This window comes from Neorhizobium sp. LMR1-1-1.1 (assembly GCF_040675795.1).
Lineage (GTDB): Bacteria > Pseudomonadota > Alphaproteobacteria > Rhizobiales > Rhizobiaceae > Neorhizobium > Neorhizobium cellulosilyticum.
Map to the genome: position 1 here is coordinate 997,036 of NZ_JBEGHE010000001.1, position 14,054 is coordinate 1,011,089.

Annotated in this window: 10 protein-coding genes; 6 read left to right on the forward strand and 4 right to left on the reverse strand. The window is 59.1% G+C overall.

The window, feature by feature from the left end; all coding sequences use genetic code 11:
* Nucleotides 1–348: 348 nt before the first annotated feature.
* Together MRBLMR1_RS04700 and MRBLMR1_RS04705 are read right to left on the reverse strand one after the other, a co-directional pair.
* On the reverse strand, nt 349–2,127 hold the full coding sequence (locus tag MRBLMR1_RS04700; protein ID WP_148147537.1) for a diguanylate cyclase: 1,779 nt from the start codon (nt 2,125–2,127) through the stop codon (nt 349–351).
* A gap of 188 nt (nt 2,128–2,315) precedes the next feature.
* Nucleotides 2,316–2,795 carry a DUF2938 domain-containing protein gene (locus MRBLMR1_RS04705; RefSeq protein ID WP_148147538.1) on the reverse strand — a complete coding sequence of 160 codons (480 nt, stop codon included), beginning with the start codon at nt 2,793–2,795 and terminating at the stop codon, nt 2,316–2,318.
* 164 nt (nt 2,796–2,959) lie between these two features.
* Here MRBLMR1_RS04705 and MRBLMR1_RS04710 point away from each other — a divergent pair, with 164 nt between their 5' ends.
* On the forward strand, nt 2,960–4,207 hold the full coding sequence (locus MRBLMR1_RS04710) for a TCR/Tet family MFS transporter (RefSeq protein WP_148147539.1): 1,248 nt from the start codon (nt 2,960–2,962) through the stop codon (nt 4,205–4,207).
* A gap of 127 nt (nt 4,208–4,334) precedes the next feature.
* Nucleotides 4,335–5,732, forward strand: a complete 1,398-nt coding sequence (locus MRBLMR1_RS04715) for an MATE family efflux transporter (RefSeq protein WP_148147540.1) — start codon at nt 4,335–4,337, stop codon at nt 5,730–5,732.
* Between the two features lie 36 nt (nt 5,733–5,768).
* Here the strand turns inward: MRBLMR1_RS04715 and carA are convergent, their stop codons facing one another.
* Nucleotides 5,769–6,974 carry a glutamine-hydrolyzing carbamoyl-phosphate synthase small subunit gene (gene carA / locus MRBLMR1_RS04720; protein ID WP_148147541.1) on the reverse strand — a complete coding sequence of 402 codons (1,206 nt, stop codon included), beginning with the start codon at nt 6,972–6,974 and terminating at the stop codon, nt 5,769–5,771.
* Nucleotides 6,975–7,276: 302 nt separating this feature from the next.
* Between carA and MRBLMR1_RS04725 the strand changes: the two genes are divergently transcribed.
* From MRBLMR1_RS04725 to MRBLMR1_RS04740, 4 genes are all read left to right on the forward strand, one after another.
* Nucleotides 7,277–7,729, forward strand: a complete 453-nt coding sequence (locus MRBLMR1_RS04725; protein WP_148147542.1) for a GatB/YqeY domain-containing protein — start codon at nt 7,277–7,279, stop codon at nt 7,727–7,729.
* A gap of 132 nt (nt 7,730–7,861) precedes the next feature.
* Entirely contained in the window at nt 7,862–9,880 is a 2,019-nt protein-coding gene (dnaG, locus tag MRBLMR1_RS04730; RefSeq protein WP_148147543.1) for a DNA primase, read from the forward strand.
* Between the two features lie 481 nt (nt 9,881–10,361).
* On the forward strand, nt 10,362–12,422 hold the full coding sequence (gene rpoD, locus MRBLMR1_RS04735; RefSeq protein ID WP_148147544.1) for an RNA polymerase sigma factor RpoD: 2,061 nt from the start codon (nt 10,362–10,364) through the stop codon (nt 12,420–12,422).
* A 114-nt stretch (nt 12,423–12,536) separates the two neighbouring features.
* The gene (locus MRBLMR1_RS04740; RefSeq protein ID WP_500063770.1) at nt 12,537–13,811 is read left to right on the forward strand and encodes a DUF930 domain-containing protein; all 1,275 of its coding nucleotides are present in this window, start codon (nt 12,537–12,539) and stop codon (nt 13,809–13,811) included.
* A gap of 8 nt (nt 13,812–13,819) precedes the next feature.
* Here the strand turns inward: MRBLMR1_RS04740 and MRBLMR1_RS04745 are convergent, their stop codons facing one another.
* Nucleotides 13,820–14,044 (reverse strand): hypothetical protein, encoded by a 225-nt coding sequence (locus tag MRBLMR1_RS04745; RefSeq protein WP_148147545.1) that lies wholly within the window; start codon nt 14,042–14,044, stop codon nt 13,820–13,822.
* Nucleotides 14,045–14,054: the final 10 nt, after the last annotated feature.

A 14,054-nucleotide genomic window follows, 5' to 3' on the forward strand; every position in this document is an offset into this window, starting at 1 on the left:
GAGTGGGGCAGGCGTCGTCTGTAATGGTTTGGTGGTAGGCATTTGCCTGCCCCGACCGTTTGCTGCTTTCCGTACGAGACTTGTCAATTCCCGTCTTTCCGGCATTCGCGGCCATCATCGAAAACCGGGTTCAGACCCGTTTTAGGACTTCCGGTTCGCGAACCCGGTTTCCCGCCCGATGACGTGATGATTGTCGCGGAAGCTTGCGGGGCGAGGATGAAAAACGCGCTGCATTTTCGCAAAACACTGAAATTGCCGGCATGTTTTTTCGCCGAAACCGAAATCATCCCCGATCAGGTCAGGTGGGGTTATGTTTTTCGGTTCGATTGCCGGATGGGGCGTCAGACATCATTGCTGATCAAGAGCGCCGTCCTGGATCCATCGGTTGCGACCATTCCTCTTGGCTGAAAGCAAGGCGCGGTCTGCCCGTTCCAATACGGTCGATACGGTGCCGGCTTGCGGGGATGTCGAAATGCCAAGGGAAATGGTGACGGGATCGAGCAGGCGTCCACGATATGACACGGGAGAGCTTTCGACGGATTGCCTCAACTGCTCGGCGATCTTCTCGGCATCTTCCGCGGCCATTCCCGGCAAAAGGACGGTGAATTCCTCGCCGCCAAACCGAAACACGTCGCCTTTGCCGGTCACGACTTCCGACAGGATACGCGCGACATATTGCATGACAGCATCCCCGGCATCATGACCGAACTGATCGTTGAAGCGCTTGAAGTGGTCTATATCGATCATCAGGCATGCAAGCGAGGCGCCGGGCTCTTCGACAAGCCGATTGAGTGCCTCATCGAGAGAGCGGCGGTTCATCAGTCCCGTCAGCGCATCGCGTTTCGCCATGCCAACAAGGCGTTGCCGAAGCTGCAGGTTGGCAACCGCAAGGCCGACGTTTTCCGCTAGCAGCTCGAAATAGAGGCGATCGGCAGGTGAGGCGTGATTGTGGACAGACGTTTCGAGATAGAGGAGCCCCACGATCTCTCCCAGCGCAGTGAGCGGGATGCACAGATTGCTGTTTTCGGCCATGTGGATGTGGTGGCAGATGACGTCGTCACCATCAGGCTCGCTGAAATGCGGACGGCCACGCCGCAGCGCCCAGCAATCGTCGATCGAAAAATGCAGTTCGGATGCGGCGGGTTCAGACCACTGTCCCAAGGAGTGAAGGGTCGATCCCTGTTCCTTCAGGATGAACAGGTGGCCGGCGGCATCCGGAAAAATCTGCGGCATGAAGCGCGAGACGACATCCGAAAGTTCCTCCTGGTTCTGGCAGGCCTGCACCCGATGCATCATCTGCAACATCAGGTCCTTCATGCGCTGATCCTTGCGGCGTTCGGCGTCGAGGCGCTCCCTTTCCAGACCATTGTTGCGGAAAATCTGGATGGCGTGGTTCATTTCGCCGATCTCATCCCGCCTTCCGTCGTCCAGAACCTCGACATCGTAATCCTGGCGTGCCAGCCGGGTGACGACGTTGCTCATCCTGATCAGCGGCAGCGCCACGCGCCGGCTCAGGACAAAATAAAGCACCGCCAGAAACATCAGGGCCGTCAGAACCAGCATGGATTTCGCGATGTTGCCGAAGAAGTCGCTTCTGGCCTTGGCCGCATCGACCGCGACCTGCGAACGTGCCGTAACGCTGGCTCTCACCGCTTCGACTTGCTTCAAAAGCTCGGTGTGCAGGCGATAATGCTCGTCACCAAATAGAGTCTGCTGAGCGTCATTCTGCCGGCCAGCACGATAGGCGCTGATGGCTTCCTTTTCGATCACGTCGATAGCATCTGCCGCATTTCGGATGCGGTCGAACATCGTCCTTTCTTCCGGCGAGAGGCCGAGGTTGGACAGCTTTGCGATACTGCCTTCAAGATGTCCTTCCTGATCGTCATCCACGTAGAACCGTGCCAGATGCTGTTCATCGCCGCGCATGACATAAAGACGGGCCTCGTCTGTGCGGCTCTCGGCGATGACCGCCAGTTCTTCCGCCAGATCATCCAGCTCAAGATGTTGCTGGATCGCCGTGCGCTCCTGCGACGCGCTTCTCGCAGACAATATGAAGGTGGAGGCCGATATGGCCGTGAGAACGAGGGTTACCGCATAGGCAAGATGTGTGATCGTACTCAGTCGCATCCTGAACCGCCATCTGTTCGCCGACGCAGAATGTTTCACAACGTCGGGCAAGGGTATTGCGCGCCAATTTTTAATTCGTCGTGATAAACGGGAAGTCAACGATTGCAGATCTACCTGAGATGGTGCGGCGGATCAGCACCTCGTTGCCGTCATCTCATGCGGTTCAAACGACGGCGTTCAGTCGGATATCAGCGGATCAGCAGCGCCGTTGCGTATAGTCCTAGTGCGAAAACCGTGTGGGCGACGAAGTTCAGCAGCCTTACCTTCTTCGGGTTAGGCGTTTTCGATGCCGCCCAGCCGAGGCCCATGCCGGGCTGCATCAGGAACCAGCCAGCGCCGATCGTCACGATGCCGAGAACCCAGGCGGGCAGGAACGTTGGGGAGCGCATCCAGTCCGGTCCCATGATCAGGACAAGAATGACACCGTAAAGGATGCCGACGGCATAGTGGCCGATCCAGCCAAGTGCCAGTTCATGACGATAAGGTTCTGCGGTTGCAATGCTGTCGTGGAAGACCTTGCCCTTTGCCAGATGCCGGAACCAGCGGCCTGCGGGCGCCCAGTTCGGCTTGGGCTGCTGGTAGACGAAATGCAGGACAAGCGCCCAGATATCCATAAGCACCGTTGCCCCGATGCCGATCAATATGCCCTGCCAGATCAACTCAATCATTACGCTCGCCCCCTGATTGCCGAAGGATATAGGCGCGATTCCGTCATCGCCCGCATCAGAAATTTTGAGATGTTCCTGTATTGTTCCGATTTTCTTTTTCCGTTATGTAGTCGTCCCGGCGATCCGATCGTCTTTTCCAGGTGAGATGTTGAGAGAGGCATTCGATGCTCGAACCTAAATCCGTCCGCCGTGGCCTGTTTCTCGTCTTCGTCATTCTGTTTCTGGATGTCATCGGTATCGCGATTATCATGCCGGTCCTGCCGGCGTTCCTGCAGGAACTGACAGGGGATGATGTCAGCGCTGCTGCGATCGACGGTGGTTGGCTTCTGCTGATATATTCGGCGATGCAGTTCCTCTTTGCGCCGCTTATCGGCAATTTGTCCGATCGCTTCGGGCGTCGGCCGATCCTGCTCATCTCGGTGCTGACCTTTGCCATCGACAATCTTATCTGCGCCGCCGCGACCAGTTTCTGGATGCTTTTCATCGGCCGTGCGCTGGCCGGATTTTCAGGCGGCAGTTTTGCCACCTGTTCCGCCTATATCGCCGATATCAGTAACGACCGCACGCGGGCACGCAATTTTGGCCTGATCGGCATCGCCTTCGGGGTTGGCTTCACGATCGGGCCTGTGATCGGCGGGCTGCTCGGAGAATTCGGACCGCGTGTACCGTTTCTGGGGGCGGGTCTGCTGTCTCTCGCCAACTTTATCGCGGCATGGTTCCTGCTGCCGGAAACACTAGAGCGGCACAATCGGCGGGCTTTCGACTGGCGACGTGCCAATCCGCTTGGGGCGCTGCGCCAGATGCGCCACTATTCCGGTGTCGGCTGGATATTGCTGGTGATGTTTCTCTACTGGCTTTCTCACGCCGTTTATCCGTCCGTCTGGTCCTTCGTCTCGACCTATCGCTACGGCTGGAGCGAGGCGCAGATCGGATTGTCGCTCGGCCTGTTCGGCATTTGCGCGGCGCTGGTCATGGTGTTTGTCCTGCCTCGCCTCATTCCGGTTCTCGGCGAGTGGCGAACGAGCGTGCTCGGGATCTGTTTTTCCTGTCTCGGTCTCGCCGGCTATGCCTTCTCCTGGGAGGGCTGGATGGTCTATGCCGTCATCCTGTTGACGACGATCGAGAATGTTGCCGATCCCGCACTGCGCAGCATCGCTTCGGCCAAGGTGCCGCCGTCGGCGCAAGGGGAATTGCAGGGTGCGATGACGAGCATGACCAGTCTCACCACAATCATCGGGCCGGCCATGTTCACCCAGCTTTTCAGCAGGTTCACCGGGGAGGGCGCGATCGTCGAATTTGCCGGTGCGCCCTACCTGATGGCGGCCATCTTCATGGCGTGCGCAGCGATCGTGTTCGTTGCGCGCATATCGCGAGATACCTCCGCCGCTCGCGCGATCCATCAGGTTTCGTGAAGTAAGTCGCACAAAAACTGCTGGATGGACCGCCAGCCTTGCCCGGAAAACCTGCCGCCTTTATAGGCAAAGTGCTGCGCCGCTGACCATTTTCTGGAAGCGGCCTTTTCTTTTATCGAGGTTTGAAATGTCGAGTTCGCTCAACACGGTCGCAATCGAAAGCCGGGAAAGCTCGTGGGCGGGACATCTGCGCGCCACGTTTGCTCTTGGGATCCCGCTTGTCGGCGCGCAGTTGGCGCAGATGGCGATCCATACGACCGACGTCATCCTCGTTGGCTGGCTCGGTACCACGGAGCTTGCGTCCGTCGTTATCGCGACACAGGCGTTTTTCATTGTCTTCATCTTCGGCACGGGCTTTACCAGCGCCGTCATTCCGCTCGTTGCGCAGGCCCTCGGCCATAATGACAAGGTAGGTGTCAGGCGTGCGGTTCGCATGGGGCTTTGGGTCGTCATCGCCTATTGCGCCCTGATGGCGCCGATCCTCTGGTTTTCCGAGCCGATCCTGCTTGCGCTCGGCCAGGCGCCGGATGTGGCGGCGAATGCCCAGGGTTATCTGCGCATCGCGCAATGGGGCATGTTCCCGGCGCTCGGCCTGTTCGCGATCCGCAGCTTCGTGACCGGGCTCGAGAAGGGCAGCATCGTTCTCTATGTCACGCTCGGAATGTTCGCGATGAACTTCGTGGTGGCCTATCTGACGATCTTCGGCCATTTCGGCGCACCTCGGCTTGGTATCTACGGTGCAGCCCTTGCGGCCGTCTGCGCCAATCTTACCGGCTTCATCATCATCATCGCCTATGTGCAGATGCATGAAGCGACACGAGCCTACGAGATATTCGTGCGTTTCTGGCGCCCTGACTGGCCGATCATTCGCGAGGTACTTGTCCTCGGTCTTCCGATCAGCTTCACCATTCTCGCCGAAACCAGCCTGTTTGCGGCCGCATCGCTGCTGATGGGAATGATCGGCAAGCTGGAGCTTGCGGCCCATGGTATCGCGCTTCAACTGGCGTCGATCGCCTTCATGATCCCGCTGGGGCTGGCGCAGGTGGCGACCGTTCGTGTCGGACTTGCAAACGGTCGCGGTGATGATCTCGGGGTGAAACGGGCAGGGATCGCGGTTCTTGTCGTCAGCGTCGTTTTCGCGATCGTTGGCAGCATTCTTTATGCGGCGTTCCCGTTCTTCTGGGGGGGGCTGTTTCTGGATACGACTCAACACGATGCCGCTGCCGTGCTGGCGCTTGCCGCGCCGCTGATCGTGATTGCCGGGGCATTTCAGTTGGTCGATGGTCTGCAGGCAGTCGGCGCCGGGCTGCTGCGCGGTCTCAAGGATACGAAAATCCCGATGATCCTTGCGCTGATCGCCTATTGGCCGATCGGTTTCGTCTGCGCCTATGTCTTTGCCTTCCCGCTCGGTCTCGGCGGCAAGGGTGTCTGGTTCGGCTTCGTGCTGGGACTTGCCGCTGCCGCTATCTTCCTATGCGTTCGTTTCTGGATGCTGGTGAAGCGCCAAAAAGAAATGGCCCGCTGAAAGCGGGCCATTTGAAAGTCTCAGGAAAACTGACGATCAGCGTTCGGCGAGAGCCGGTTCGCCCTTCTTTTCGCGCACCAGATTGATGAAGCGGCGGAAGAGATAGTGGCTGTCCTGCGGGCCCGGCGAAGCTTCCGGGTGGTGCTGGACGGAGAAGACCGGCTTGCCGGAGAGGCGCAGGCCGCAATTGGTGCCGTCGAACAGCGAGATGTGAGTCTCTTCAACGCCTTGCGGCAGTGACTTCGAGTCGACTGCGAAGCCGTGGTTCATCGAAACGATTTCGACCTTGCCCGTCGTGTGGTCTTTGACCGGGTGGTTGGCGCCGTGATGGCCCTGATGCATCTTTTCGGTCTTGGCGCCGAGTGCGAGGCCGAGCATCTGGTGACCGAGGCAGATGCCGAAGGTCGGGATGTCGGTCTTGATGATCTCCTGGATCACCGGCACGGCGTATTCGCCGGTTGCAGCCGGATCGCCCGGGCCGTTCGACAGGAAGATGCCGTCCGGCTTCAGCGCCAGAATGTCTTCGGCGGAAGTCTGGGCCGGGACGATCGTGACCTTGCAATCAAGGCCGGTGAACAGGCGCAGGATGTTGCGCTTGACGCCGTAGTCGATGCAGACGACGTGGTACTTCGCGTCTTCGGCCTTCAGTTCGCTATAGCCTTCGTTCCAGACCCAGGGCTTTTCAGTCCACTGCGAGGACTGGCCGGATGTGGCTTCCTTGGCGAGGTCAAGGCCTTCCAGGCCGCTCCATGCCTTGGCTTCGGCTTTGAGCGCCTCGATGTCGAAGACGCCATTCGGGTCGTGGGCGATAACGGCATTCGGTGCGCCGTGTTCGCGGATCCAGGCGGTCAGCGCGCGGGTGTCGATGCCGGACAGGCCGATGACGCCGCGGCTCTTCAGCCAGCCATCGAGGTCCTTGGCTGCACGGTAGTTGGACGGGTCGGTGATGTCGGCCTTGAAGATCGTGCCGACGGCGCCGCGGCGTGCAGCCGGCGTCAGGTCTTCGATATCTTGGTCATTGGTGCCGATATTGCCGATATGCGGGAAGGTAAAGGTGACGATCTGGCCGAGATAGGATGGGTCCGTGAGGATTTCTTCGTAGCCGGTGAGCGCCGTGTTGAACACGACTTCCGCCGGAACCTTGCCGGTCGCGCCGATGCCGGTGCCTTCGATGACAGTGCCATCCGCAAGAACGAGGAGGGCGGTGGGCTTCTTAGGTGTCCAGGGAGCGGAGCCGGTCATGTCTATCCTTCTGACCCATCGTTCCCGTCTCGGCGAAGACAGGCTGCAGGGGTTCATGTTGTCGCAGAAAAGTGCGCAAGCGTCATCGCCGGCGGCTCTTCAATCCAAATGTCGTGCAGGTGCGGGAAAATAAACAAAGGCTAAGGCGCGGTCAATGTCATCCGTTAAAGAATCACCCTCAATCGCCGCGGTTCGGTGGGAAAAGATTGATCGGCCCCGTCGCCTGATCTATCACCGCCTTCAACGGCCCTCATTTGGGCGCTGCGGGACGTGTCGGCCCGCCATGACGGAGAATACTTCAGATGATGCGCGAAAAGCTCACCGAATCCATGAAGGAAGCCATGAAGGCGAAGGACAGCCGCCGGCTTTCCACCGTTCGCCTGATCCAGAGCGCGGTCAAGGATCGCGACATCGCCAATCGCGGCGTCGGCAAGGATGCTGCTACCGACGATGAAATCCTGCAGATCCTGCAAAAGATGGTGAAGCAGCGCGAAGAGTCGGCCAAGATCTATGAGGATGCGGGCCGCGCCGAGCTTGCCAGCCAGGAGCGCGAAGAAATCGATGTGCTCAAGACGTTCATGCCGGAGCAGCTTTCCGACGAGAAGGTCGGCGAGATCGTTGCGGCCGTCGTCGCCGAAATCGGCGCTGCCGGGATGAAGGACATGGGCAAGGTCATGGCCATTCTGCGCGAGCGTTATGCCGGTCAGATGGATTTCGCCAAGGCTTCCGGCGTCATCAAGGCGAAGCTGAGCTAAGGGCGGCGCTGCCGTATCGAGGTATCGCGGCGCCTGTGGGCGCCGCAATCGTTTTTACAAAGGGCTGTGAATACCGGGCAAGAAACATCTTGGCCGTGGTGCAGCCCGTGACTTCCGCCTATATGAGTAGACATGCGCTTTTCAAATACGTTCCTAGACGAGATACGCGACCGCGTGCTGATCTCCACCGTGATCGGCAGACGTGTGACGTGGGATCGGCGCAAGACGAATGTGTCACGCGGGGATTATTGGGCCTGCTGCCCGTTCCATGGCGAGAAAAGCCCGAGCTTTCATTGCGAGGACCGCAAGGGTCGGTATCACTGCTTCGGTTGCGGTGTATCGGGTGATCATTTCCGTTTCCTGACAGATCTCGAAGGGCTGAATTTCCCGGAAGCCGTGCAGCAGATCGCCGATCTTGCCGGCGTTGCCATGCCGCAGCCTGATCCGCAGATGGAGAAGCGCGAGAAGGAGCGGACCTCGCTGCAGGACGTCATGGAAATGGCGACGCTCTATTTTCAGGATCAGTTGCAGAGCGCCAATGGCGCTAAGGCGAGAGCCTATCTTCGTGATCGCGGATTGACCGGTCGGACGATCGAGACGTTCCGTCTTGGCTATGCGCCCGAAAGCCGCAATGCCCTTAAAGAATATCTTGCGGGCAAGGGCGTGCCGAAGGAGCAGATCGAGGCTTGCGGCCTCGTGCGCCACGGGTCGGATATTCCTGTCTCCTACGACTATTTCCGTGATCGCATCATGTTCCCGATCCTGTCGTCGCGCGAGAAGGTTATTGCCTTCGGCGGCCGTGCCATGGCTGCGGATGCGATGGCGAAATACATGAACTCGCCGGATACCGAACTCTTTCACAAGGGACAGGTGCTCTACAATTTTGCGCGTGCAAGACGGGCAGCGCAGGCGGCAGGTGACCGGAAGCAGAGCGGCGCGCTGATTGCCGTCGAAGGCTATATGGACGTGATCGCGCTTTATCAGGCGGGCGTCGAAAATGCTGTCGCGCCGCTCGGCACGGCGCTGACGGAAAACCAGCTCGATCTTCTCTGGAAGGTAAGTCCGCAGCCGGTACTCTGCTTCGATGGCGATGGCGCCGGTATCCGCGCGGCCAATCGTGCGGCTGATCTTGCCTTGCCGGCGATCAAGCCCGGAAAATCGGTCAGTTTCGCGCTTCTTCCCGATGGCAAGGATCCGGACGATCTGGTGAAAAACGAGGGCAGGGAGCCATTCGACAGGGTTCTGTCGGAGGCGCGACCGCTTGTCGACATGATCTGGCAGCGGGAGACCGCGGGCTCCGTATTCGATACGCCTGAGCGGCGGGCGGAGCTTGATGCCCGGTTGAAGCAGATCATCTCGGTGATCGGCGATGAGAGTGTGCGCTATCACTACCAGCAGGATATTCGCGGCAGGCTCGGTTCCTTTTTCAGCCAGTCGGGCGGGGCAGGTGGTGAGCGTCGCCAGAATTTTCAGCGCAACAATAATGCCGGACCGGGGCGCAAGGGTGGGCGCGGCGGAGCGCCGCAGGGCGGATCGGTGGTGGCCGGCGCGATGATCGAAAGCGGCACGGCCGGAAGCGCCCGGCTGAACCAGATGCTGAAGCTTTCGTCCCAGGCGCGCCCTGCGTTGCGCGAAACCGTGCTGGCGCTGACGATCGCAAACCATCCGCAATTGCTGCTCGACGAATATGACGAGATTTCGTCTGTCGATTTCGAAAACAAGGATCTGCAGCGGTTTTGGTCATCGCTGCTCTCGATTGTCGGTCAACTCGGGACAAAGCTCTCTGTTGAGGCTGTTCGTGAAGGGCTTGTCGCTGAAGGATTTTCCGATCTGCTTTCGGCCATGACCCAGCAGGTGCGCAACGCCCGGCTCTGGACGGCGACGGAGGAGGCCGACCCGCAGGATGCCTTGCACGCTTATCGGCAGACACGGGCGCTGCATTCGCGCAACAAGGAACTCCGATTGCAGAAAATGGAACTGCGGCGCGAAATCGAGGAATTGACCGCTGACGAGGAGGAGCGCGGCGAAATTCTCTTGAGGGCGCTTTTGGAGATCCAGAACGAAATCACCCGGCTTGAGGCGCAGGAGGCAATCATTGACGGTTTCGGCGTTCTTTCCGGGCGGGTCAAAGGCGCTGCGGTCAGCCATTGATTGTCAGGAAGACTGTGGAGGCGGTAATAGCTGATGCAAAATTGCCGAGGTTTGCTGATTTATCCAGTTTTTTGCTCTGACGCGGTTTCGCACGCTTGCGTTTTGATCAACCCTTGTCTTATGGGAAAACCTGCCTACATACTCGACGAAACTGGTGAACATGCCTGGCACGGGCAGGTGTAACGCGTCTTTTTCCAATTTTCCGGTGTAAATGTCGGGGAAAAGCTTGACGGATCGTTAATTTGTGGGAATCACCATTTCAAGGCAAGTTAGGCGGATTAGGGCAGTTGTGTCGGTGCTACCGGCAATCCGAGACATATGGTCTTTGCAAGGCCGTCGTCTGTGGTAATTCGGAATTAAAGGTCATTCCGTTACGAGTGGGCAAGTGATTCGCGGTTAGGGTATGAAGCCTTCAACCGCCAGCCATCAACGTGGCCCATCTGGTGCGGCGCAGTGGCGTTCAGGGAAAGTGACGAAATACATGGCAACAAAAGTCAAAGAAAACGAAGAAGCCGAGAACGAACGCGAAGCCTCGCATGACGGTCCGCTTCTCGATCTTTCTGATGACGCGGTCAAGAAGATGATCAAGGCCGCGAAAAAACGCGGCTATGTGACCATGGACGAGCTGAATTCGGTTCTGCCTTCGGAGGAAGTAACCTCCGAGCAGATCGAAGACACGATGGCGATGCTGTCCGACATGGGCATCAACGTGGTCGAGGACGAGGAGGCCGAGGACGGCGCCAGTCGCGACGACGATGACAGCTCCGATGGCGACGACAACGAAAGCGAAAGTGGCGAACTGACAACGTCCGGTGGCACCGCCGTCGCGACTGTCAAGAAGAAAGAGCCGACCGACCGAACCGACGATCCGGTGCGCATGTATCTGCGCGAGATGGGATCGGTCGAGCTTCTGTCGCGCGAAGGCGAAATCGCGATTGCGAAGCGCATCGAGGCCGGCCGCGAAACCATGATCGGTGGCCTCTGCGAAAGCCCGCTGACCTTCCAGGCATTGATCATCTGGCGCGACGAACTCAACGAGGGCACGACGCTGCTGCGCGAGATCATCGATCTCGAAACGACCTATTCCGGTCCGGAAGCCAAGGCGGCGCCGCAGTTCCAGAGCCCGGAAAAGATCGAGGCCGACCGCAAGGCTGCCGAAGAGAAGGAAAAGAGCCGCAAGGCCCGCATGTCTGCTGCCAATGACGACGATATCACGTCGGTCGGCGGCGATATGCCGATGGAGGAAGAGGAAGAGGACGACGATGAGTCGAGCCTGTCCCTTGCTGCCATGGAAGCGGAACTGCGTCCGCAGGTCATGGAAACGCTCGACCTGATCGCCGACACCTACAAGAAGCTGCGCAAGCTTCAGGACCAGCAGGTTGAGGCGCATCTCTCCTGTTCGGGCACGCTGTCCTCTGGCCAGGAGAAGCGCTACAAGGAGCTGAAGGACGAGCTGATCACGGCAGTTAAGTCACTGTCGCTCAACCAGAACCGCGTCGATTCTTTGGTCGAGCAGCTCTACGACATTTCCAAGCGCCTGATGCAGAATGAAGGTCGTCTGCTGCGTCTTGCCGAATCCTATGGCGTCAAGCGCGACAGCTTCCTTGAGCAGTATCAGGGTGCCGAGCTCGATCCGAACTGGATGGAATCGATCGGCAATCTTGCAGCCAAGGGCTGGAAGGAATTCGCCAAAGCCGAGACCCGCACGATTTCGGATATCCGTTCGGAGATCCAGAACCTTGCGACTGAAACCGGCATTTCCGTTGCCGAATTCCGTCGCATCGTGTCGATGGTGCAGAAGGGCGAGCGTGAAGCGCGTATCGCCAAGAAGGAAATGGTCGAAGCCAACCTTCGCCTCGTCATCTCGATCGCGAAAAAGTACACGAACCGTGGCCTGCAGTTCCTCGACCTCATTCAGGAAGGCAATATCGGCCTGATGAAGGCGGTCGACAAGTTCGAGTATCGCCGCGGTTACAAGTTCTCGACCTATGCGACCTGGTGGATCCGTCAGGCGATCACCCGTTCTATCGCGGACCAGGCCCGCACGATCCGTATTCCGGTGCATATGATCGAAACGATCAACAAGATCGTTCGTACCTCGCGCCAGATGCTGCACGAGATCGGCCGCGAGCCGACGCCGGAAGAGCTGGCCGAGAAGCTGGCCATGCCGCTCGAGAAGGTCCGCAAGGTGCTGAAAATCGCCAAGGAGCCGATCTCGCTCGAAACCCCGGTGGGTGACGAAGAAGATTCGCATCTCGGTGACTTCATCGAGGACAAGAATGCGCTTCTGCCGATCGACGCCGCCATCCAGGCGAACCTGCGCGAGACGACGACCCGCGTTCTGGCCTCGCTCACCCCGCGTGAAGAACGCGTGCTGCGTATGCGTTTCGGCATTGGCATGAACACGGACCATACCCTGGAAGAAGTCGGCCAGCAGTTCTCGGTTACCCGTGAACGTATCCGTCAGATCGAAGCCAAGGCGCTCCGGAAACTCAAGCATCCGAGCCGCTCCAGGAAGCTCAGGAGCTTCCTGGACAGCTAGCCCTGGGGCAAGCTGCGGTCGTTCCTCGACAGCTAAGGCTTTCGGAACGGTCTTCAACTTATCGGCATATTGCCCGGCAGATGAAAGTCTGCCGGGCTTTTTGTTGTTCGCGATGTGCCGCAGGGACTTCATACCGCCGTTCTTTCATCCTACATCGGTGGCATGCAGGAAGGATCGCAGAAGCCACGTCACAAGCTTTATGGAGGCATTGCCGCCTCTGTCGCCCTGCATGTCATCATTGCGGTGGCTCTCTTCGTGCGCCTACCTGCCGCCGAGATGCAGCCACCTCAGGAGGAAAGCGTTTCGGTCGAGATCGTACCGCCACCGGAAGAGCAGCCGGACGAGGAAAAGCCCGCGGAGCAGGAGCAGGCGTTGAACCTGACCATGCCGGAGCAGAAGCCGGAAGAGCAGCAGGCGCCGCCGCCAGAGCCAGAAAACAAGCCCACCGAGGAGGCCAAGGCCGAGCCGCCTCCACCTCCGCCAGCACCGGAAGAAAAGGTGGAAGCCGAACAGCCGCCACCTGCAGAGCCGCCGCCCCCAATTGAAGAGCAGGCGAACGAGAAGCCGCCACAGGCGCCGCCATCCGAGCCCGCCCCCGCGGACCAGCCGCAGAACAACGAGCCTCAGGAGGCGAATGGGCGCCCGCTACCGGTTCTTCGCCCCGTGTTCGAGTTCGGAGAAAACAGCAAGGGATCGGGCGTTTCTACCGACGGCAATGCAGCCGAGGAGGGGGAGGTTGCGAAAGCCGAGGATCGGGATCCCGAAATCCCGCCAGAGGCAGCCGAAGAGACGAGCGAGGCAGCGGCAAGCGAAGCCGAACCTGAGGCCAAGGCCGAAACCGGGGTAGCTGCGCCGGCGCTGCCGCAGGATGTTGCGCCGCCTTCTCTTGAAACGGCCCATGCAGATCCGCTCGCAACCAGCGATGACGGCACGATCGAAGGCATCCTTGCCGATATTGCGGCAGAGCCGGTGGAGAAGCCGCCAGAAAAGGAAAAGCCTGTCGAGGATGAAGCTTCGAAGGCCAAGCCGATGAAGGAGGCCAAGCGCCTGTTCTCGCAGACGGATACGTCAGATGCCTCGGCGACGACGGCGATGGCCAATATTCCGCGCGGTGTGCGGGCGAGCCAGCTCTGCACCACGGAATTAAGGGAACAGTTGCGGCATGGTTCTCCTGCCTATCAACCGGAAATTCTGCCGTCCTATTCGCTGCCGCAGGGAAACGTTCTCGATATCCGCAGCGCGGCCTTCCGGGCAGGTGCGCAATGGTATGACGTGCGTTTTCGCTGCGAGATTGACGACGGCGCGACGAAGGTGGTGTCCTTCGGCCTCGAAGTCGGCGGCGCGGTGCCACATAACCAGTGGAAGGCTAGGCGGTTTCCCGAGTTCTGATCTACCGCTTATCGGGTCTCTGCCTTGTCGAGCATCTGGACCAGTTCGCGGATGACATCCAACGCTTCGTTCAGCACAACCAGTATTTCATCCGAGGGGGTTGAATCGAGATTTTCAATTGCATCGGTAAGCTTTGCCACGATGTCCGTGCTGAGTGTTGTTGCGTCTGCTGCCATGCCGAACCCTCTGCCTGCTGATTGCAACCGAAGGAAAGTGCCATGCATGGTGCTCAAGTCAATGGTT